This is a genomic window from Paenibacillus chondroitinus NBRC 15376, from assembly GCF_004000765.1.
Taxonomy (GTDB): domain Bacteria; phylum Bacillota; class Bacilli; order Paenibacillales; family NBRC-103111; genus Paenibacillus_E; species Paenibacillus_E chondroitinus.
The window spans coordinates 1-21,212 of sequence record NZ_BILW01000070.1 but is presented as its reverse complement, the minus strand read 5'-3'; the positions used below and the strand labels follow the sequence as shown (position 1 = coordinate 21,212).

The window sequence follows — 21,212 nt, the reverse complement described above, 5'->3', positions numbered from 1 at the left end:
CCCGCAGGCGCGGCAGCATCGCGCGAGCCGGCGGAGCCGCTGCGCACAGGTGCTGCGCCCCGCGGGCGTGCAGCTTCACGGCGGCTGCGCATCGTAGCCGCACTGCGATCCTGGGCCGGATCGACGAGCCGGCCCTCGTACATCGCCTTCGGCGCGATCGTGATGCCGAGCTGCTTCTCGAATTTCTCGAGAATGAACTGCTCCTTCGGTGTCACGATGGAAATGGTCGTGCCCTCGCGGCCCATCCGACCGGTCCGGCCTACGCGGTGAAGGTAATACTCCGCGTTAGTGGCAGGATCCAAGTGGAAGACGTGGGTCACGCCTTCAATGTCCAGCCCTCTTGCTGCAACATCCGTGGCCAGCAGCAGCTGGAATTTCCCATCCCGGAAATTCCCCATGACTTTAGCCCTATCCTGTTTGCTTGCTTCTCCGTACAAAGCTTCAATAGATAACCCAACATACTGGAGCTTAGCCACAACTTGAGCGATATCGTCTGTAACATTGATAAAAACAATCGCAGACTTCGGTTTAATCAAACGAACAAGTCTCCGAAGCGTATCCACCTTCTCGCGCTCCTGGCACAGCACATACATGTGCTCCAGCGTTTCCGCTGTGCGCTGGCTCGGGTTGATTTTAATAATAACAGGCTCCTTCAACCATCTACCGGCCGCTTGCTCGGTGCTTTGCGGAATGGTCGCAGACACGAACACCTTTTGACTGGATTTCAGCATGCCTTTGAGTACAGACTCGACATCCTGCATGGAACCAAGCTCAAATACTTGATCCACTTCATCGACTACGCCAATTTTCACATGGTGCAGAGTCAATTTCTTGATTTTCATAAGCTCAAGCAAACGCCCCGGGGTTCCCACAACAATATGAGGGTGCAGGCGAAGCTTCTCAACTTGTCGAACCACAGCCGCTCCGCCAATCAAAGATTGTGAACGAATGGGACCTCCAGCTGTTAATTTTTCGATTTCTTGCATAATTTGCATACCCAGCTCCCTGGTAGGAACAACAACTAATACTTGCAGCTGTTTCTGCGTAGGATCAATTTGTTCCAGAGCGGGCAGTAAATAAGCTAACGTTTTGCCTGTGCCTGTTTGGGACTGAATGATCGCATCGCTGCCTTGTTTCAAAACCGGGATGGCTTCTGCCTGAATCGGCGTTGGCTCACCTATACCCAATTCTTTCAATTTATCTAAATAAGTTTGTGCAATTTGCAGCTGTTCAAAGCTTGTACTCAATGGACGTAAACCCCTTTTCTCATTCAACCTGATGATCTTATTATATGTCACGCTGTATATCGATACAAATCGATACTTTGAAAATGCTGCTCATAGACATAGACGGCCCACTCTCTCCCTATAAGCAGAAATAAGAGTCCATCTGGACTCTTATTTCCCCGTTCCCCATTCTTCCAGCAGTTTCTGCTTGATGACATCTCTGGCCCTGAATAGCCGCTGCCGCACAACACCCTCAGTGACCCCTAATTCAATCGCCATATCTTTGTAAGATAAATTATGTATCCATTTCATAGCAATAATTTGACGGTAGGAGGGAGTTAGCTGATTAATGTAAGAGATAATGGCTTCCCGCATGAGCTTCAGCTCGACTTCTTGATCCAGGGAACCCAAATAATCCGAGGTAGGCGCCGTTTCCTTGATGCACAGCATCAATTCCGTTTCCAATTCATCGCGGTTGCGTTTGTGCTTGCGAAGATGATTCAGCGTGACATTCCGGGTCAGTTTCTTGACCCAACTTTCATATTTATCAATATCCTGAAGCAGCGGCGCTTTCCGGACAGCCCGAAGAAAAGACTCTTGAATAATATCCTCCACGGCCGCATGATCCCTAAGTATAAAATAAATCATCGGATAGACAAGTAGATAAAACTCTTGATATATCTGTTCCTGCACGCTCTTCTCTAAAGTGTAAAAATCACTGCTAAATAACAATTTGAGAGACTTCGAAATAAACGCCCCCTAGCCAACCAGGTAAAAACATTCTCTGTTTCTTACCCTTATTTTAGGGCAAAGCAAGGGAGTAAACAACAATAAAAACTTTGTAATATGGTAATAAAACCCACTTAGTGCTTATGTTGGTTTTTTTCATGTTATGGACACGGGTCGCGCTATTTTTGACAGTTGTCAGATCATCAGATAAACTAGAAGTGTCTTACTATTTTCCATCCGAAGGGATGAAACTATGAATACAGATTTCGAGAAAGAATTCAACGCACTTGTGTTAAAAACCGCAGAACTCATTACGGGAGATACGTCGCCTGAAATGCTTGAGAAAATAAAAGTATGGGCATTTTTTAATCATGTTCATAAATCGCTCCCAGCCCTGACTTCTCATTGGAATCAAACGCATCCCGAAAGCAAAGCGGAAGTGCGTCGAATTTTCGAAGAGATTCGTGATTTAAATCAAGCTCTGCAAGCCAATAAGCCTGGGTCGAAGTAATTCGCTCACCATGAAAAAAAGCGGATGCCCAGTCCATAGACCGGGACCCGCTTATTTTTTATTTAGAATCCCCGATGCCAATCGATCGAATAGCCGCGGAAATAAGTGAAACAGCTTAATGCCAACGCCAGCTACAAAGGGAAGATTTTTCTCCGGTATTTTCTTCTCGATGGCATGGATCAGTTCTTTCACAACCTTCTCCGGTTTGAGCATAAACCAGGCTACATTTTTAACATAGTTCCCGCTCGGATCTGCTTTATCGAAAAATGGTGTGGAGATCGGACCCGGATTAATTGCCGTCACAGAAACCCCCGTTCGCATTAGCTCCTGGCGCAAGCTGTTCGTGAAACCAAGCACCGCATGTTTCGTTGCCGAATAGCCCGTAGATTTGGCCGAACCGATTTTCCCCGCCATGGACGCTATGTTAACAATATGACCACTTCCCGCCTTCAACATATGAGGCAATACAGCTTGCGTGCAGCGGACCACCCCCATGTAGTTCACGTTCATCATATCCTCAAAATGCTCCAGCGGCGCACCGGCGAACGACTCAAATATCCCGTAACCGGCATTGTTGATTAAAATATCAATACGACCGAACTTCGCGATAACCTGACTAACCACGTCCTGTACTTGCTGAGTATTCGTAACATCAAGCGCGTAAACAGCATGCTGGCCTTGTATGCCTGCAGCAATCGACTCAAGCTTGTCTGTACTGCGGGCTGTCAAAATGGGGATCGCCCCCATCGCCGCAAATTGCTGTGCCATGACAGCGCCGATGCCGCTTGACGCTCCTGTGATCAAGACGATTTTGTTCGAAATGTTCAACGTCATTTCTCCCCATTCCAGTAAATTACAAAAAAAAGAGAACCGCTAATCGCAGTACTCCATTCATTCTAGCTTATGTATACAACATTTCATTCCATATTCATATTACGTAATTAACACTTGAATGTCCAGTTCCCCAATGCTATCCATAATCAAAGGAATCGTCAGCGCTCTCTTCGGCACAAAACCGGCAGCCGTCGCTGATTGAACCAGCTTCGGAGGCGTGATATCTACCCTTACGCCTTGATTAAACAACATGGTACTAGCATTCCCGCTAATCATATTGCCTAGCTCCGATATAGCGCTCTTGCCCATTTCGTCCATCTCCGTAATTACAAACCCGCCCATCATCGCGGAAACCATCTTCAAAGCGACGTCCTCAGCCAAGCCGAATACAATATCGCCTTCCATTTGTCCGGTCATCCCGATTTGGATCCAAATATACTTTTCCACAAATTTGACGTCTTTGACGCCGAGCTGCCCTGTAGTTGGGCGAATGTTAGCAACCTGCTCGATGACAATTCTAGCCGACTCCAAAAAAGGATTAATGTACTCAGCCTTCATAGCTCCGCTCCGATCTCATTTGTGAATAAGTTCCACCAAAAACGACCTTTTTCAACATTATACCTAAAATACTAGGACAAGTATACTGTATTTTTTCATAAAATAGTTCCTTATACTCACATACAGACACTCTTCCTGCCTTCATACTAAAATTGTCGAATCTGGATTTATGGATCATTATCAGCAGGAAATACAGCAAGTAATCTGGAAGAATATATAAATATGTGTCGAATCCTGATAGGCTTGCAGGGTATTCGTCCTTTTAAAGGAGCGATGAAAGGCAACCATGATGAAACAGAAAACGACAATAAAACATTCCACGTTATATCAACTTACGCTTGTCTATCATATTATCGCTCTGCTGCTAATCGGTACGAACTTTTTCATCGTTCATCAGCTTCCATATGTAGTCGAGCACCGTCCCATTGGACTGGCTATCGATATTGTCGTACTATGTACGATGCTCGGATTAGCCTTATACGGGCTCAGAAGAATCAAAAAAGGTGAAACTTCCATTCTGGAAACCGCTGAGCGGTACCAATCTCTATACGACAATCATCCGGACTCGATTATTTCTTTTAGCCTGGACGGTGAAGTGCTGTCAGCCAATCACGGGCTTGAGAGCCTCTTGGGTCTTGGGCGCGAGAACGCCACGACTTCTTTTATCCCAATGATCAGCCCGCCGGATTTACTTAAAGCTTTGCATCATTTCCAAGTGGCATCCGCCGGGATGCCGCAAAATTTCGAGGCTGCTTTTATTCAACAAAACGGGATTCCGATCCCTTCTAATGTAACGTTCGTCCCGACGAAAGTCGACGGTCAGGTAGTAGGGATTTATGCGATTCTCAAGGACCTGACAGAAGTGAAAGAACAGAAAAAAGTTATCGACAAACTTTATAAGCAAAATCAACTCATCCTCAATTCTGTCTCCGAAGGCATCTATGGGATTGATATGAGCGGGCGCACGATCTTCTGGAATCAGGCTGCGGAAGCGATAACCGGCTGGAAAGTAGATGAAATGCTCGGCAGGCAAATACACAATCTAATTCGGCCTGAGAAGGCCGACGGCACTCCTTTTTCGCGTGAAGATAGTCCTGTTTTGAACACGATTCTAAATCGGGATACTCCTATTCTGAGAGAGGACCTGTTCTGGAGAAAGGATGGCACCGCCTTCCCTGTCGAGTTCATGTCGAGTCCCATCCTGGAGGAGAAGGGGCACATTCTCGGTACCGTAATTACATTTAAAGATATTACCGAGTTAAAAAAGACCCAGGAGCTGCTGATCAAATCGGATAAGCTCTCAGCTGTAGGCCAACTGGCGGCTGGGGTGGCGCACGAAATCCGCAATCCATTAACAGCTTTGAAGGGGTTCCTGCAATTATTGAAAACAAACAGTACAAAAGAGCAATATTACATAGAAATTATGCAAAAAGAGCTGCAGCGCATTGAGTTTATCGTGAATGAGTTCCTGTTCGTCTCAAAACCGCAGGCTACCAATTTTGATATCCGAACCATTGATTCTATTGTGATGAGCACGATCGAGCTGCTGCAACCTCAAGCCATATTGGAAAATATTCAAATCGAAGCCGATATCGAGCCCCATCTGCCCCCTGTCTCTTGCGACGAGAGGCAAATTAAACAAGTTTTCATCAATATTTTGAAAAATGCGCTGGAGTCCATGGAAGAGGGCGGTTTAATGCGTATCGAAGCTGCAGCCGATGCCGCCAAGAAAAACATCACCATCCGTTTCATCGATCAAGGGTGCGGTATTGCACCTGAGCGGCTGCCCAAGCTGGGGGAACCCTTTTATAGTACCAAGGAAAAAGGCACCGGTCTTGGCCTCATGGTATGCTACCGTATTATTGAAGCACACGGGGGTATGATGGAAATTCAAAGTAAGCTGGAAGAAGGAACGACGGTTGAAATTACACTTCCTTCCACGCAAGTTAAAATAACCGAAGGAGTGTCTGTAATATGAACGGTTTTCTCATAGATTTGGATGGTACCTTATATCGAGGACATGAACCTATTCCACATGCAGCTACTTTCATTCAGTGGCTGCAGCAGCACCAATTGCCCTACTTGTTGGTGACGAATAATTCGTCCCGTACACCAGCGCAGGTCGCCGAACATCTGCTGGCGTTCGGCATCGAAGTGCCGGAGGCGGCGGTGTATACGTCCTCGCAGGCCGCCGCCAAGTACTTAACCGAGCAGCGCCGGGGCCGCAGCGTGCATATGGTCGGCGAAGCCGGACTGCGGATCGCCCTGGAGGCGTCCGGCTTCGATATAGAGGGGACGACGCCTCCGGATTACGTCGTCCAAGGCATTGACCGCAGCTTCACCTATGCGAAGCTGACCGAAGCGGTCCGCCACCTGAAGGCCGGCGCGACCTATGTGTTAACCAATCCCGACCGCATGCTGCCGTCGGATGGAGGGCTTATGCCAGGGGCTGGCTCCCTGGCCGCTTCGATCACCGCCGCCTCCGGCGTGGAGCCGGTGGTGATCGGGAAGCCTTCGCCGATCATCATGGCTTACGCCATCGAGCGGCTTGGTCTGCCTGCCGCCGATGTCTGGGTCATCGGCGATAACGTGCACACCGACATCCGCGGAGGCGTGGTGTCGGGGTGCCGCACGGCGCTCGTGCTGACCGGCGTCGCAACGGCGGATAACGTGCACGAGCAGATGGCGTCGGCGGGCGTGACGCCGGACCTGGTTTGCGATGATTTGGCACATTTCATCGCGCAATTTACTCGGCTTGGCGGGATATAAGCCGCTGAGGTCGAGGGTTTCCACCTTACTATCACACTACACACCATGGCGCTATCTTCCACCTAACTGCCGCCAACAAATAACAAAAACCCTAGCGGGGAATACCGCTAGGGTTTTTATTTACGGGAACCACAGTCCTCAATTAGCAGGAGAAACACGTTGTTTCCTCTTGAAGCGGAACTACAGGGCTTTATTCGGCCACTATCATCCGATTTTCAGGGCATTCCTGCAAAATAACGGACCACAGTTCCCCTCATGGGTGGAAAATGCACCTTTTCTACGGAATAGCATACCGTAGTTCCCTTTCCATCCGGATGGACACTCGCAAAACAGAAAACCTCCAACCCACACTGCATGTTTCCGATTTCTTCCACGCACGATCAATCCAAACGGTCCCAGTCCACCTCAGGCGGGGAGCCCTTTTCCTGCAAACGGCCTTCCCTTGCATCCTTTTGCAGCTGCTCCAGCCATTTTAACTCGCTGAACGAACGTTTATAGGTGCCAATCAGCATCTGTAAAATAACGCGAGGAACTACGTTCCGATGCTCTTCATACAAGCTTTTCATTCGGTTCATGACCATTTTCTGAGCCAGTATTTTATTTTCCAGGATATCGGCTATTTTGGCCTGATCGCCATGCACGGAAAATGGCAGAGCGACGTAGAGCGGGTGATAGTGTTTGATTTCTTCATGGAACTGCTCGATCAACAGCTCTTGAAATTTAAGCTTCCCGGACTCCGTAATTTGAAAAACGGTTTTCTCCGGACGATTCGTATCGCGCACGACTTCAAGTGCTTCCACATGGCCGTCTTTGCGCAATTGATCCATCGCATAATAAAGCGAGCCGTCCTGCAGCTTCATATAATTATGCATGCCTCTTTCTTTCATCGTTTGCCGAATCTCATACGTATGCCGGTTGGCTTCCATCAACAGACCAAGTATGACGAGCTTCATCGACATAGCGGTTACCTCCTAGTGCCCTACAGGCGCATTCCCTTTGACAGGAGCTTTCCCCACTTCCAGCTTCGCATTCCCCATAAGTAAGATAAACGCGAGTCCAATGACAGCTAAAACAATCGTTGTTTGAAAAACAACTGCAATGGAATCCGCAAGTGCAGTCAGCAGCTTGTGCAGCACATCGGCAGGAATGTTGGCACGAACCTGAGGCTGCAGCAAAGCGCGCGCATCATGAAACTTTTCAGCCATAGCCGGATCTTGTAGGGATTTTGTAATATTATCTCTAAGTGAGTTTACTTGAATACTGCCGAACACCGCAACTCCGATGGCGGAACCTACGGAACGGAAGAAGCTAACAAGCGAAGTCACTGTGCCTCTGCGCCGGAAGTCTACTTTATGCAAAGCGGACATAGAAGTAATCGGGAAGCATGCTCCGATGCTAAGTCCCATTAAAATCATAAAAGTCGTGATGACCCAGCGCTTGGAATCGATCGAAATGCTGCCCAAAAGCGATGTAGCCACAATCAACAATGCAACGGATACGAGCATCACATTGCGGTAAGAGAATTTCCCAATGAAACGTCCGCCTAATGCGGAGCTGACAACAACACCAAGCATCATCGGCGTGAGCGTAGACCCAGCGCTTGTTGCAGAGCCTTCAAATACACCTTGAATAAATAAAGGAATATACGTCCCCCCTGAAATCAAAACGGCCCCGTAAGCGAAGCTGACACCCATGCTTGCGGTGAACAGGCGGTTTTTGAACAGGTCGAGCGGAACGATCGGTTCGGCTGCAAATTTTTCAACCGTCAGGAACACGGCCAACAGGACAGCAAACCCTGCAAAAAGACTAATAATTTGCCAGGATGCCCATGCATAGTCTTTACCACCAAGCTCCAGTGCAAACATCAGGGACACAATCGCTGCTGTCAGTAAAATGGTACCGCTCCAGTCGATTTTGGCCTTGCTGTGCTCCACAGTCTCATGGTAAGCGAAAATAATAAGTAACAAGGATACAATGCCGAGCGGTAGATTAATGAAGAAAATCCATTCCCACGTGACATAGTCCGTAAAATAAGCGCCGATGATTGGACCGAGTACACTCGATAAACCGAATACGGCCCCGAAAAGCCCTTGCATTTTACCCCGTTTCTCCGGTGGGAAAATGTCAAAAATAATCGCAAAGGTAATCGGCATCAAGGCGCCGCCTCCGATACCTTGAATCGCGCGATACACAATGAGTTGCGTCATCGATGTAGCGGTTCCGCAAAGCGCAGATCCGATCATGAATACGATGATCCCGATGATGAAAAACAACTTACGCCCGTACATATCCGAGAGCTTTCCGAAAATCGGCATGGCTGCCACGTTAGCAATCAAATAAGCTGAGAAAACCCAGACATACTGGTTGAATCCCCCTAGTTTGGACACAATGGTTGGCATCGCTGTAGAAACAATTGTTTGATCCAGCGCAGCCAGCAAAAGTCCCAACATCAACCCGACGACTGTCCAGGTAGGGTTAGACTTGCGTGTTAACGACATGAAATAAATCTCCTTTACTATTCAATTTATTATATACTAATTATTATAATCAAATTTGAGTATATGGCAATGAAATTCGACAGGCCGTTGTCCGAGTTTTCCGGGAGACATTGCCGACCCCCTCCTTCCTATCATATAATAAGCTTAGAAAAGGTTTTTATGCCCTTTACAATTTCGATAAATTTTATTTGTAATTACAATTTGAATAGCAGGAGGTAATCGCATGAATATGAACCAGTTGGAAACGTTGCTCACGATTTCCAAGACGATGAGCTTCCGCAAAGCTGGCGAAATTCTTAACTTGACCCAACCTGCCGTTTCCGCGCAAATTAAGAGCCTAGAAGACGAATTCGGCACGATTCTCATCGATCGCAACCAGCCTGTCACGTTAACGGATAGCGGTAAGCTATTTCTGGAGCATGCTGAGAAAATGCTGCGGATCGCCAGTGACCTCAAGCAGCGCTTATCAGATTTACACCAAACACCTCAAGGCCATATCCACATCGGCACGACGACCTCAATTGCCATGCAAATTTTACCGCGGGTGCTTTCTTATTTCCAGGACCAATTCCCTTTGATCAAAACGACCATTCACTCCATGACTTCTTCACAAATTATGACCTCAGTTGAGAATAGTCAAATCGATATCGGGATTACTTATTTATTTGAGAAAAATCAGGCCTTGGAAACTTCCGTGCTGTATTATGACAATTTCGAGCTCGTTGTATCGACGCAGCATCCACTCAGCCGATTCGCCCATTTATCCATTGAAAAACTGCGCAATATTCCAATCATCATGCTTTCTCCAGAGACCGCAGGGCGACGCTTTGTCGATCAAGTTTTCAAAAACTATGATGTCGCGCCTCATATTGTCATGGAGTTGTCCAGCAGTGAAGAAGTGAAGCGAATGGTTGAATTAAATCTCGGCGTCGCCATCATTTCCAAGCTGTCTGTAGCGGATGAACTGCGGCACGGCACTTTGAAAATTGTAAAAGTAAATGAGTTGGATAGTACCCATCCTGTAGGTGTAGTATATAAGTCGGGACGTTACTTAAATTCTGCCATGCAGCAGTTCCTTCGAGATTTAAAAGGGATGCCGGAAACTCAATTTCTTGGCTCAGAATAAATAACAGGCTTAGGAGGTATTCTCGTATGAAATTCGACCTACATACCCATCACGATCGGTGCGGGCACGCCCAGGATAAAATTCGCGACTATATTGAGGCCGCTATTGCCGGCGGTTTGAAGGCGATTGGGATCTCAGACCACTCCCCTTATTTCGGAAGTCCGGAAGATCACGCACAACCTTTAATCGCCATGGCCAAAAGCGAATTCCCCCGCTATATCGAGGAAGTGCTTCAGCTGAAAAAAGAATACGAAGGTAAAATTGATGTCCTGTTAGGCGTAGAATCCGATTATTTCCCTGAGCATGTTGATGTTTACCGGCAGGAGTATGCCAAATACCCGTTCGACTACATCATCGGATCGGTGCATTTGTCTGGCGGCGTCAGTATTTTCAATCGCAACAGATGGAAGAATTTGAATGACGTGCAGAAAATCGAGCAGAAGGAAGAGTACTATCGCCTTATTGCGGAATCCGCCCGCTCCGGCATGTTCAACATCCTTGGGCATATTGATGCTATGAAAGGCTTCTACCCGGCTTTCTCTGACATTCCGACACCAGCCGTCAACGAAACATTAAAAGTCATCGGCGAATCCGGTGTAGCCATCGAAATCAATACGTCAGGCAAAACCAAAGACGTAGGCGGTTGGTACCCTTCGCATGCGATGTTAGAGCAAGCTCTTCACTATGGCGTTGAGGTTACGTTCGGCTCCGATGCGCATATCCCAAGCCGTGTTGGCGATGACTGGGATGAAGTGAGTAAAACGCTGAAAGAGATCGGCTTCAAACATTGGGTTTATTTCAAAAATAAACAAAAACAAGTTGTTCCTCTATAAAAACGAGGCTGCTCCGCAAGTAGGTGATTCTACTCCGGTGCAGCCTCTTTTCACTTAAATAACATTCATAAAGCCAAGCTTCGGTTGCATGCTCATCTGCAAGATAACCTGCGTCTGATCGGCCGGCATCGGTTGGAAGAAGTAATAACCTTGAATTTGGCTGCAGCCATTCGCGACCAAAAATCTAGCCTGCTCTTCCGTTTCAACTCCTTCAGCAATGATTTGCAATTGGAACGATTTGGCCACCGAAATGATCGCTTTGATCATAGCCCGGTCCTTGTCATCGGTGTGTACGCCGCGAACAAACGATTGGTCCAGCTTGATTTTGGTAACGGGAAACCTTTTCAAATAACTAAGCGAAGAATAATGCGTGCCGAAATCGTCAACGGATATCGCAATACCCAACTTGCGCAAACGTCCGAGAGCCTCCAGCTGATCATCTCGCATCGCGACATTTTCCGTAATTTCAATTTCCAGATACTTGGCCTCCAGGCCTGTTTCCTCTAAGATTTGAATTACTTTATCGACAAAACGTTCATCATTCAGCTGTTTAGCAGAGAGATTAACGGATATCGTTAATGGTTCTTGTAAAACGTTGTGCCACGCCTTCATCTGCATGCAAGCCCCCCGCATCACCCACTCGCCTATAGTGACGATAAAGCCCATTTCTTCGGCAATCGGAATAAATTCTGAAGGGGAAATGTAGCCCTTCGTCGTGTGGTTCCAGCGCAGCAAGGCTTCAACACCTATGACTTTACCCAGATGGCAATCGATCTGCGGCTGATAGACAATCTCGAGTTCGTTCCGATCCATAGCCTGACGAAGGTGGTTCCCCATTTCGAGCTTGGATACGGAATTCATCGCCATTTGCTTATCGAAGAAGCTGTAGGAGCTGCCGCTCTCCTTTTTGGCCATATACATGGCGATATCCGCATTTTTAAGCAGGGATTCCCATGTTAATCCGCCATAAGGATACTGCACAATCCCAATGCTTGCACTGATGAAAAAAGCACGGCCAGACAGCAGGCACGGCGGCTTCAAAATCTCAATCAATTGCTCGCAGAAATCCCGAACGTCCTGCTCATCTGCGCAATCTTCGAGCAGAATCGCGAACTCGTCCCCGCCGAATCTGGCAAAGGTGTGAAAGGGAAGCCCGGATTGCTGAATCCGGTTTACAACCTCCCGCAGCATCAGATCGCCCATATGATGACCATGCGAATCATTGACCATTTTAAAATTATCCAAGTCAAAAAACAGCACCGCCAGCGAGGTATGGCTGATTTCGTTATAAACGATCTGTTCCTTCAAAACCATTTGAAAATACGTACGATTATGAATCCCTGTCAGTACATCATGATAGGCCAGATAGGAAAGCATCTGTTCGGACTCCATCAGTCTTTTGGTCGATTCTTGCAGCTCCTGTTGTCCGGCTAGCAGCTCCTCATTCACCGCCGTCAAATCTTCATTGGCAAGCTGCAATTCTTGCGTTCGTTCATTCACTGCTTTACTTAATATGTCTCGCTGTCTAAGCATATAAAGGAAAAAGAGCAGACCGAGAACCAATATCGTAATGAATGAAGCACGCGTCACTAAAATCTGCTGCTTGATGCTCTCAACCGCACTGCTCGGAGGAAGCGCACCCAGCTCCCAATGATGATCCGCAAGCTCTATGTTGGCCTTCGTGTGCCTCTCTTGAAAGACTGAATCATCCCCAAAAAAAGCAGGTTGACCCGGATTGCGGATCGCAAGTCGATCATTTCTGGGGTCCCCGTTTTTTATGCCCGCTTCCACAAGCAATTGATCCACATCGACGCCAACGGATACGAATCCCCAGAATTCCCCGTTTTGATAAATCGCTTTGCGCGCAACTAACCCGTCCATCCCCTGCAGCAGCTTAAAAGGACCATCCATGGTCATCTTCTTCGTTGTAAGCGCGTTTACAATTTGCTGCTGTACGTTCGGGCGAGGGTCGTTCAACAAATCCCAATTCATTATGCTTTCATTGCCCTTAAGCGGAAAGACGGCCTTTACAATCCCTTTGGGGGCAATGAGTAGATTAAGTGTAGAAGCTTGGGCGCCAAGATATAGAGAAGCAATGTAATTCAAAACTTCTTGATCATCTTTGTTTTGCAAATAATTTGAACTAACATAAGCTTCCAGACTGACCATTAAGTTAAAATTGCGGTCAATGACTGATTGCAATACCAAAGCCCTTGAGGACAATTGCGACTGTTCGGTCATTCTAAGCTCATTCAATAAGGAGTTTCTGTACTTATCGAGAACAAACTCGGAGGATGAGACCAATATGACGAAAACTAGAGCTATAATCGTGTATTGCATCGTTTTCATGAGACTCTACTCCCGTCATCCTTAAACTTTAAACGTCATAATTCGACATCTCCTCTCTATTATTTCATCTGCGAACCGCTAGATCAATCTTTTTATATGAAATGGATGTCTTCCAAAATCAGGACATAGAAAAGAGTTTACCTCCCGAATAGGTCTTGCACTTTTCACAGATAGTGTGAAACAATAGAGGCAAGTCACACCCTTGTGGGGGGATGTCCATGAAGACGCATCTCGGATCTCTCGGAAATCTGCGTCCTACGGTCAATTTCAGTAATTATTTTCAAGCTCCGGCAGGTACGTTCTGGGGGCCCCGCACCATTCCCGACTGCCAACTCATCCTCTTGGTAGCTGGTTCCGCCAGTTTTGAATTCGCAGGCAAATGCCTGAATTTGCTGCCTGGGAATTGCCTGTTCTATGGCTCAGACACACCGCATCGACTAACCATTTCTTCCGACGGTCCCTCGACGCTGGGGAGCATCCATTTTAGCTGGGACTCCGACTCGACCGAAGCCATACATCCAGAACCGACAATCATTTTACATACGAGAGAACATTTAGTAAGACCTGCCAAAACCTATACCGTTCATGTGGAAGGTCACGGGGATGTGGATATGTGGCATTTCTACGAGTTTACGCAGCTGGAAAGCCTGTTTGCGCGGATCGCCAAGGAATTCGTTCATCAAGAGCCCGGTTACGGTTCGATTGCCCGCGGTTACCTCATTCAAATCCTTACCACTTTGTTGCGTTATCAAATGGACAAACGTTTTCGCGCTGCAACCGAACATAGCAAAATTGCAGCATCCATTGAAGCGATTCAGCAGGATGCATCCCGCAATTGGTCAACGCCTGAGCTTGCTGCTATAAGCGGCTATCATCCCACCTACTTCGCAGAGCTGTTCCGCGAAGCAACCGGCTATGCCCCCAAGCACTATTTGGTTCTGGAAAGAGTGAAGCAAGCGCAGCTGCTTTTGCTGCACGAATCCACCATTGAAGCCGTAGCCATGAAATTAGGATATTCCAGCATTCATTATTTTTGCAGAAATTTCAAGGCGGTTACCGGATTGACCCCAACGGAGTTTAAACAACGCAATGTCGCACTTTAGATGAAATATAGAACGATTGGAGATATGTTATGGATATCATTGAAATTCCTATCGCATTAATTGATGAAGACACGGACCAGCCCAGATATCAATTCGATGAAGAAGCCCTTCAAGAACTTATGAAAAGTATTGAGGAAATTGGTCTGCTTTCTCCCATTAAAGTAAGAACAACGGCGAACAACCGCTACAAGATTATCTATGGAAACCGCAGGTACAAAGCCAGTAAAATGCTCGGTAAAGCCACCATGTCCTGTATTGTGTCTAATGTTACCGATGAGATGGAAATTTATTTGGAGCAAATTGCGGAGAATTTGACGCGGGAAGGCTTTTCGCCGATTGAGGAAGCCGAGGCTTTTCATAAGCTGATGAACGATGCGAAATTCAGCTCTTCTATTAAGTACCTCTCCAGCAAACTGGGCAAACCTGAGTCCTATATTAAAAATAAATGTGATCTATTAAAATTTGGCAACGCCGTAAAAAAGCTGATCGTCAGCGGTACAGAAATTCGTAAGGACAAGCTGACCGAAGATCAGCTGCTGCCTATCAAAGATCTCGCCATCGAGCATCGCGACCCGCTTGCCTTGATTATTGCAAGAGACGAAATGCCGGTAAGCGACGTGAAGAAAATCGCAAAAATGTTCAAAGATAAGGATATTTCGGAGAGTACGAAAGGGAAGCTTTTGTACAAATCGGGGCACGAGTTGGTCGAAACGTGGTCTGTTTTTCAAAATAACCGCGCAGAGCGAGCTAAGCCTGCTCCGGCAAAGGCACCAGCCAAAGCGCAAAAAGCAGAAAAAGCCAGCACGGCGATCGAGACGCCGCTGGCGGAGCAAAGCGGGCACTTGCCAAGCAGCCAATCTCAACTTGTTGAGACTGCGGCGGCAATAGATATGGAAATGGCAGTAGCCCCTATTCAAATGAAGCTGCAGCAACTTCTCTCGGTTGTACAAGCTCCAACGGAGAGCGATTTGCAGAGCGATGCTTCCAAGCTCGACGCCAGCGAAAAAGACAAGTTTCTAAGCGATGTCGATACGTTAGTCGAGCATTTGGAAAAGCAGTTAAGCCAGTGGAAAAAAGTTAAAGAACTAGCTTTTTCAGAATAGCTTCTTCGCATAACAGTGCCTTGGTAAACCACCGTACATCGGGCGGGAGAACTGCAGCGTCAACCCAGCGGACTCTAAATTTTGCCGGCTTATTACATTGTCTGGATGAACGGTAGCATATAAATAGAGCATGTCCTTCTCCCGCGCGCGCTGTTCTCTCCAGGCATGAAAACGCCGCTGCAGGCCTTGTCCTCTCACCGATTCGTGAACAATGGACCCTTCCAGCGAAGCAACTCTTGGCAGTTCTGCCTCCGGCACGCCAAACTCACGTCCGAGATTACCGGCGCTTAGCCCAGGGAATGCAATCACCGTATACGCAACGAGTGTATCTCCTTGGAAAGCGCCATACATCTCGCCTTTTTGCTCAACATATTCATATAACGCTTCTAAACGATCCGTCGAATAATAAGCACTGGACGGCAGCCGTGAAACCACATCCATCAAAAGCGCTTGTACCTGCGGCACATCCCGCTCCCCTAATCGTTGTATGTCCAAAATAAATGGATCCTCCTTCAACTGAATGCTCTAATCCCCCATGGCCGACTTTTTTTGCAAGGCAACCCACATGGATTTATTACGGAATTCGTCCTCTGAGCCCAACTCACGTCCGAACCAAGCTGGCGCTTCAAATTGCTCCGCCGCTTCAATGCTTGGAAACTCGACCTCAACCACCGCTAAATCCACTTGCTTGTATTCATCAATTTCGTAATAAAGTCCCGCGTGTTCTACCGTAGTACGAATCTTCTCTAACGGGATCAAACCCGTGTGATCCAAAAGTTGTTTATACACCGTTTCAGAGATGTTGTACTCAATTTCTTCGCGAACCATCCCATGGCCGGACTTGAACGTATGCGTAAAATGCGACTCACCGGAGCTATCAACCAGCTGACGCACTCGAATTTCCTGATCCTCCGAAAAAGCCAAATACGTTTGATAAATGTACTGTTTGGACACTAACTTAATGTCTTGATTTTCCAATTCACTTGCAGGGAATGCAGGCAATAAATATTTTTTCTCAATCTCAGCACTCATCGGTCAAGCCCCTCTCCCAAACCAATCTGTATTTTAACCACCATTTTACCATAAAAATGCTTGCGCAACCTGATACCGTTTATTTGTACAAAGCTCTGAATCGAGCCGGCGAAATGTCATTCCATGCCCGAAACATTTTACCAAAATGAAATTCATCGGCAAAGCCGCAAGCGACCGCGATCGCTTTCATAGGTTCCTCCGTCAGCAGCAGCAGTGTTTTGGCTTTCTCATTGCGAATTCGGTTCAAGTACTCCTTGGGAGATATGCCCATCTGCTGCATGAACATTTTCCGCAATTGGGAAACGGAGATGTGAAAATTCCGCGCCAGCTCCTCCATCTTGAGAGGACGGTTGTAGCAGGTTTCCATCCAAAACTTTGCTTGCTGAAAAGCTTTCATATACGGGTCCGTCGAAGCCTGCGTATCTCTCATATAATGAAGCAATTTGGAGAGCACATATTGAAACTCCGCTTGTCTCTCATGCGGATCGGTCCCTTGGATCGACCACATTTGCTTAAACTGCTCATGAATCCAAACCGCTTGTTCCGGAGCGTATTGTTTGATAAAAGGCAAGTTCAGTGTATCCAGGTACACAGGCTTTTGCCAGCTTGTCTGCTCATAAGGCACATCGAAAGCATCAAATAAGAGCATTCGGATGTAAAGAGGTTGGTCTATGGAAGATGACATCGTAAGGGTAAAACCGGGCTTGAGATAAATCAGTGTGCCCGTCCTCACTTGAATGGGCTCCTCATCCGGAGAATGCGAGAATTCCCCCTCCCCGCTCATTATCCAGTAAAGCGAATGAACATCCATCGTATTGCGGATATCCTTCCATCCAGGTACGGGAAGTTTCTCATAAGTCAGGCGAAGATGATAAATTCTGTGAGCTTTCGATTCCATATAACCACCACCTGCAAAGCGATTTTGACAAATGATAATACCCTTTATCCATAGATTATCCCCATTCTTCCATGATACGCTTTACGAAACAGACATGAAAGGGGCTTTTTCCTTTGATTCGTACTTTTGGACAACACATCCTCCGCAAAACACGCACACTTGATGGACTATGGGATTTTGTCACAGATCCAAGCAATTTAGGCACAACAGAGGAATGGTACAAGAAATTTCCTTCCGATTCCCGTAAGCTCGTTGTTCCTTCCTGTTGGAATAATGAATTAGGCTTATTCGAATACATTGGCGTTGCGTGGTACCGCACCTATTTTGACACAACCCAAGACAGCAATATTCGCCTGATCTTTGAGGGCATTCTTCATCATGCCGATATTTATGTCGATGGTCAGCATCTTGGTTATCATTTTGGTGGATATACACAGTTTAGTACACTGCTTCCGCATTTGGCCCAGGGCCAGCATGAACTTATTATTCGCGTAGACAGCACTTTGGACTGGCAGACACTGCCTACCGATGTGGCGGATTGGTACTCCTACGGCGGTATTATCCGTTCCGTAGAGCTGCAAGAGCTGCCTGACGTCTATATTGATACGATGAAAATCGATTACCATTTGACAGGTGATCAAGCGGATATCAGCTTGCAAGTACAGGTCAACTCGCTTAGCCATACAGACAGTGAAGTCGAGGTTAACGCTTCTACAAGCGGACTCGTTTTCCCCGCTGTCACCGTGCAGCTGCCAGCAGGCCAATCCACACAATTAACCCTGCGTGGAACCCTCGTTAACATCCGTCGATGGGATGTAGGCCGCCCAGAACTGTATACGTTCACCGTTCAGGCTGGCGAAGACGACCTGATCGACCGCACAGGATTCCGTACAGTTGCCGTCGACAATGGCCAAATCTTTTTGAATGGGCAAAAGCTCTACCTGCAAGGGGTTAATCGGCACGAGGAGCATCCGGAGTGGGGCTTTGCTTTCCCGCCGAAGCTCATGCTGAAAGACCTTGCCATTTTGCAGGATCTAGGCTGCAACATCGTGCGCGGTTCGCATTATCCGCAAAGCCAGTTCTGGATGGATCTGCTGGATGAACACGGCATGCTTCTATGGAGCGAAATCCCGATGTGGGGTTGTTTCATGAGCACAGAAACGCTGGCTAGCCCACTATTTGCAGAGCGTGGCGTTAAAATGCTGGATGAAATGATTACCCGCGATTATCATCATCCTTCGATCATTTTCTGGGGAGCCCATAATGAAATCGATACACGCACGACAGAAGCGCTTGAGTTAACGAAAAAGTTCGTAGGTAAAATCCGCAGCATGGACGAAAGCCGTCTAGTTACGTATGCCACCATGCACCCTGTGGAAGATATCGTCTTGTCTTATTTCGATGTCATCGGCATCAATAAATATTACGGCTGGTACGAAGGGAACGTAAACGGATTCCGTGATATGCTGCAAAATTACTACCGCAATGCCGAAGCGCAAGGTGCCGGAGACAAGCCGCTGATCATGAGCGAGTTCGGTGCAGCCGGCATTTTTGGAGACGCCGGCTGGGAGCCGCGCTTGTTCAGCGAAGACTACCAAGCTGACGTTGTGCAGCAGGCGCTGCACATTTTCCGCGACGATCCGCGTATCGTCGGTACGCTGATTTGGCACTTCGCCGACATCCGCGTCGATGTGCGCAGCGACCGCCCTTACTTCCGCGATCGTGCGCGGAGCTTTAACAACAAAGGCTTGCTGAACGAATACCGCAAGCCTAAGCTGGCTTACCGGATCGTGAAGGATATTTATCGTTCGAAGCGATAATAGGAAGGGACCCTGCCTTGGTGGCTGGGTCCCTTTTTTGCTGCGGGGTTGGCGGGCGGGATTTCGAGTGAAAACGTAGAACCTAGTAACTCGAGGGCAACCTCTGTAGCTCAAGTGCATCCTCAGTAGCATAAGTGCATCCTCAGTACCTCAAGTGTAACCTCAAAATCGCGCGCACAACGTCAAATGTCGCCCCGATTGAGGGTGTTGGGGAACTACAGGGCTCTATTTGAGCAAAATCAGCTATTATCCACATGTGAGCGGAACTACAGGATCTTATTTGCTTCCAGACGGCTGTATATCGGCAGAAATCGGCAAAATAGAGGACCGTAGTTCCCTCTGAGCTGCGATCTCGCCATTTTCAGACAAATAGAGGACTGTAGTTCCTCTTTACTGTTTATTCAAAAAAACTCATCCAAAAGTTGATAATAATGAACTTTAGCCTCATCTATCGTTGGCATGCCATAAGCATCCAGGAAAGTTTGCACATATTCATGGCCAAAGTTATATCGGATACTACGGATCGCCAGGGCTATATCCTGATACCGATCTGCCATCCCTGCCCTGCCCCAGTCAATAAAACCGTGCACCTTGCCATCCTTGAGGATGATATTGGGTAAGCAGTAGTCACCGTGCGTAAAAACCAAATCCTCGGTCTCGGGCCTTAGGCATATAAGCTCCTGCGCTAAATCCTCCGCTTTTCGTCCTTGTCTCTGCGAATCAAAATCTTCTTCATCAACAAGCTGCTGCTCCACACGTCTTGCAGCTTCAACGATCTTCGATTCCAGCGTTTGATCAAAAGGGCAGCCATCAACGGGGACTTCATGAACGCTTCTAAGTCCAATGGCTAATTGCTGCATTAATTGCGGCAGCATGCTTTCATAGGACTTGTCCGAGGCGTTGACTCCTTCAATCTCAGTCATCAGCAAGTATTCATTGGTTTCGTCTTGTCCATAATATACGAGCTCTGGAACAGGCAGCTTGCCTTGCAGCCAAATTAACCTTTCCTTTTCATGATGAAGACTTTCAGCCGCCGTGCGGGATTGGATTTTTATGTATAAGTTGGATAAGGCACCTGACAATAAGTACGTTTGAGATTGAGATAAACCAAGGGTGATTCTTTGCCAGTTGTAACCGTTTGTCAATTTCGACAAGTCCTCTGGAAGCGCTATACTTTTCATACTGAGATCCCCCCACTCCGCTTATGAGTTAGTTGTCTTGAGAATTCAACAAAGCCATCTTTATCGATTTAATCAAAAGAGCGTAATCAAAACTGTCAGGAGTCGTTGTGTCCACTTCTATCATTGTACCACCAAGAGTTAGCGGAGTAAGGTCGCCCCGCAAGATTCTTTCTTTATTTTCCTCCTGTTCAATCCATTCCAAATCAGCGTGAGCAGCATGGCGATCTTTTGCTCCCATACGTGTCAGGAACCGCTCAAGAAGTACTTTCCCATCCGTTCTGCACAGGATTTGAATGGGCTCGAATCCGGAAGTACGCTGCTGTAATTTCAAAAATTCGGCGCTTCTTAACTCAGGTCGACCAAAAAATCCTTCAATGATCATGGATTGGCCCGCTGATAGCAAAGTGCCTGCAATGGCGTAAAGCATGGTAAAAGAGGCTGGTGCCATCAAAGGAGGACAACTGTTATTCTGGCAATCTAGCGCATCGTAAAGGGTTTCATATATACCATCCCTCGAGAATAATGGCATACGCAGGTCTTGTTCAAGCCGCTTCGCTAAGGTTGTTTTTCCTGTGCCGGGAAGTCCGTTAATGATGATGACGAAAGGTTTTGACATGAGCATGAGCAACACCTCCATAGATT

At 47.2% G+C, this 21,212-nt stretch carries 20 protein-coding genes; 8 read left to right on the top strand and 12 right to left on the bottom strand.

All coding sequences use genetic code 11. The features are described from left to right. Together PCH02S_RS34035 and PCH02S_RS34030 are read right to left on the bottom strand one after the other, a co-directional pair. A partial coding sequence (locus tag PCH02S_RS34035; protein WP_164819837.1) for a DEAD/DEAH box helicase occupies window positions 1-1,247 on the bottom strand: 1,247 nt, incomplete at its 3' end. A 150-nt stretch (window positions 1,248-1,397) separates the two neighbouring features. After that, window positions 1,398-1,919 carry an RNA polymerase sigma factor gene (locus PCH02S_RS34030; protein ID WP_246069395.1) on the bottom strand — a complete coding sequence of 174 codons (522 nt, stop codon included), beginning with the start codon at window positions 1,917-1,919 and terminating at the stop codon, window positions 1,398-1,400. A 289-nt stretch (window positions 1,920-2,208) separates the two neighbouring features. Between PCH02S_RS34030 and PCH02S_RS34025 the strand changes: the two genes are divergently transcribed. Beyond that, window positions 2,209-2,466, top strand: coding sequence for a DUF2573 family protein (locus PCH02S_RS34025; protein ID WP_127458541.1), 258 nt, complete (start codon window positions 2,209-2,211; stop codon window positions 2,464-2,466). Window positions 2,467-2,517: 51 nt separating this feature from the next. Here the strand turns inward: PCH02S_RS34025 and PCH02S_RS34020 are convergent, their stop codons facing one another. Both PCH02S_RS34020 and PCH02S_RS34015 read right to left on the bottom strand, forming a co-directional pair. Then, on the bottom strand, window positions 2,518-3,300 hold the full coding sequence (locus tag PCH02S_RS34020; RefSeq protein ID WP_127458540.1) for an SDR family NAD(P)-dependent oxidoreductase: 783 nt from the start codon (window positions 3,298-3,300) through the stop codon (window positions 2,518-2,520). Between the two features lie 99 nt (window positions 3,301-3,399). Beyond that, on the bottom strand, window positions 3,400-3,858 hold the full coding sequence (locus tag PCH02S_RS34015; RefSeq protein WP_127458539.1) for a chemotaxis protein CheX: 459 nt from the start codon (window positions 3,856-3,858) through the stop codon (window positions 3,400-3,402). 286 nt (window positions 3,859-4,144) lie between these two features. Here PCH02S_RS34015 and PCH02S_RS34010 point away from each other — a divergent pair, with 286 nt between their 5' ends. Next, a complete protein-coding gene (locus tag PCH02S_RS34010) occupies window positions 4,145-5,836 on the top strand; it encodes a PAS domain-containing sensor histidine kinase (protein WP_127458538.1) in 1,692 nt (563 codons plus the stop codon). Next, window positions 5,833-6,627 (top strand): TIGR01457 family HAD-type hydrolase, encoded by a 795-nt coding sequence (locus PCH02S_RS34005; protein ID WP_127458537.1) that lies wholly within the window; start codon window positions 5,833-5,835, stop codon window positions 6,625-6,627. The genes PCH02S_RS34010 and PCH02S_RS34005 overlap by 4 nt, the downstream gene beginning before the upstream one ends. 380 nt (window positions 6,628-7,007) lie before the next feature. On the opposite strand, the gene PCH02S_RS34000 is transcribed toward PCH02S_RS34005, so the two are convergent. Both PCH02S_RS34000 and PCH02S_RS33995 read right to left on the bottom strand, forming a co-directional pair. Then, complete coding sequence (locus PCH02S_RS34000) at window positions 7,008-7,586, bottom strand: PadR family transcriptional regulator (RefSeq protein WP_127458536.1); 579 nt, start codon at window positions 7,584-7,586, stop codon at window positions 7,008-7,010. A 12-nt stretch (window positions 7,587-7,598) separates the two neighbouring features. Then, complete coding sequence (locus PCH02S_RS33995; protein ID WP_127458535.1) at window positions 7,599-9,125, bottom strand: MDR family MFS transporter; 1,527 nt, start codon at window positions 9,123-9,125, stop codon at window positions 7,599-7,601. A gap of 223 nt (window positions 9,126-9,348) precedes the next feature. On the opposite strand from PCH02S_RS33995, the gene PCH02S_RS33990 reads away from it, so the two are divergent. Both PCH02S_RS33990 and PCH02S_RS33985 read left to right on the top strand, forming a co-directional pair. Continuing rightward, window positions 9,349-10,251, top strand: coding sequence for a LysR family transcriptional regulator (locus PCH02S_RS33990; RefSeq protein WP_127458534.1), 903 nt, complete (start codon window positions 9,349-9,351; stop codon window positions 10,249-10,251). Window positions 10,252-10,277: 26 nt separating this feature from the next. Continuing rightward, window positions 10,278-11,084 (top strand): histidinol-phosphatase, encoded by an 807-nt coding sequence (locus PCH02S_RS33985; RefSeq protein WP_127458533.1) that lies wholly within the window; start codon window positions 10,278-10,280, stop codon window positions 11,082-11,084. A gap of 54 nt (window positions 11,085-11,138) precedes the next feature. Here the strand turns inward: PCH02S_RS33985 and PCH02S_RS33980 are convergent, their stop codons facing one another. Continuing rightward, window positions 11,139-13,433, bottom strand: coding sequence for a bifunctional diguanylate cyclase/phosphodiesterase (locus tag PCH02S_RS33980; protein WP_127458532.1), 2,295 nt, complete (start codon window positions 13,431-13,433; stop codon window positions 11,139-11,141). 218 nt (window positions 13,434-13,651) lie between these two features. Here PCH02S_RS33980 and PCH02S_RS33975 point away from each other — a divergent pair, with 218 nt between their 5' ends. Continuing rightward, on the top strand, window positions 13,652-14,536 hold the full coding sequence (locus PCH02S_RS33975) for a helix-turn-helix domain-containing protein (RefSeq protein WP_164819835.1): 885 nt from the start codon (window positions 13,652-13,654) through the stop codon (window positions 14,534-14,536). 29 nt (window positions 14,537-14,565) lie between these two features. Continuing rightward, window positions 14,566-15,639, top strand: coding sequence for a ParB/RepB/Spo0J family partition protein (locus tag PCH02S_RS33970; protein WP_127458530.1), 1,074 nt, complete (start codon window positions 14,566-14,568; stop codon window positions 15,637-15,639). Here PCH02S_RS33970 and PCH02S_RS33965 read toward each other — a convergent pair. The 3 genes from PCH02S_RS33965 to PCH02S_RS33955 all read right to left on the bottom strand — a co-directional run bounded on the left by PCH02S_RS33965 (window position 15,631) and on the right by PCH02S_RS33955 (window position 17,569). Beyond that, window positions 15,631-16,134 carry a GNAT family N-acetyltransferase gene (locus PCH02S_RS33965; protein WP_246069393.1) on the bottom strand — a complete coding sequence of 168 codons (504 nt, stop codon included), beginning with the start codon at window positions 16,132-16,134 and terminating at the stop codon, window positions 15,631-15,633. The two genes, PCH02S_RS33970 and PCH02S_RS33965, sit on opposite strands and share 9 nt — an antisense overlap. 30 nt (window positions 16,135-16,164) lie before the next feature. After that, the gene (locus tag PCH02S_RS33960; RefSeq protein ID WP_127458528.1) at window positions 16,165-16,671 is read right to left on the bottom strand and encodes a CYTH domain-containing protein; all 507 of its coding nucleotides are present in this window, start codon (window positions 16,669-16,671) and stop codon (window positions 16,165-16,167) included. Window positions 16,672-16,750: 79 nt separating this feature from the next. After that, a complete protein-coding gene (locus PCH02S_RS33955; protein ID WP_127458527.1) occupies window positions 16,751-17,569 on the bottom strand; it encodes an AraC family transcriptional regulator in 819 nt (272 codons plus the stop codon). 113 nt (window positions 17,570-17,682) lie between these two features. On the opposite strand from PCH02S_RS33955, the gene PCH02S_RS33950 reads away from it, so the two are divergent. Then, window positions 17,683-19,389 (top strand): glycoside hydrolase family 2 protein, encoded by a 1,707-nt coding sequence (locus PCH02S_RS33950; protein ID WP_127458526.1) that lies wholly within the window; start codon window positions 17,683-17,685, stop codon window positions 19,387-19,389. A gap of 401 nt (window positions 19,390-19,790) precedes the next feature. Here the strand turns inward: PCH02S_RS33950 and PCH02S_RS33945 are convergent, their stop codons facing one another. Both PCH02S_RS33945 and PCH02S_RS33940 read right to left on the bottom strand, forming a co-directional pair. Further along, window positions 19,791-20,570, bottom strand: coding sequence for an APH(3') family aminoglycoside O-phosphotransferase (locus tag PCH02S_RS33945; protein WP_127458525.1), 780 nt, complete (start codon window positions 20,568-20,570; stop codon window positions 19,791-19,793). 28 nt (window positions 20,571-20,598) lie between these two features. Further along, window positions 20,599-21,212, bottom strand: a 614-nt coding sequence (locus PCH02S_RS33940) for an AAA family ATPase (protein ID WP_246069392.1), incomplete at its 5' end; no start/stop codon positions are given.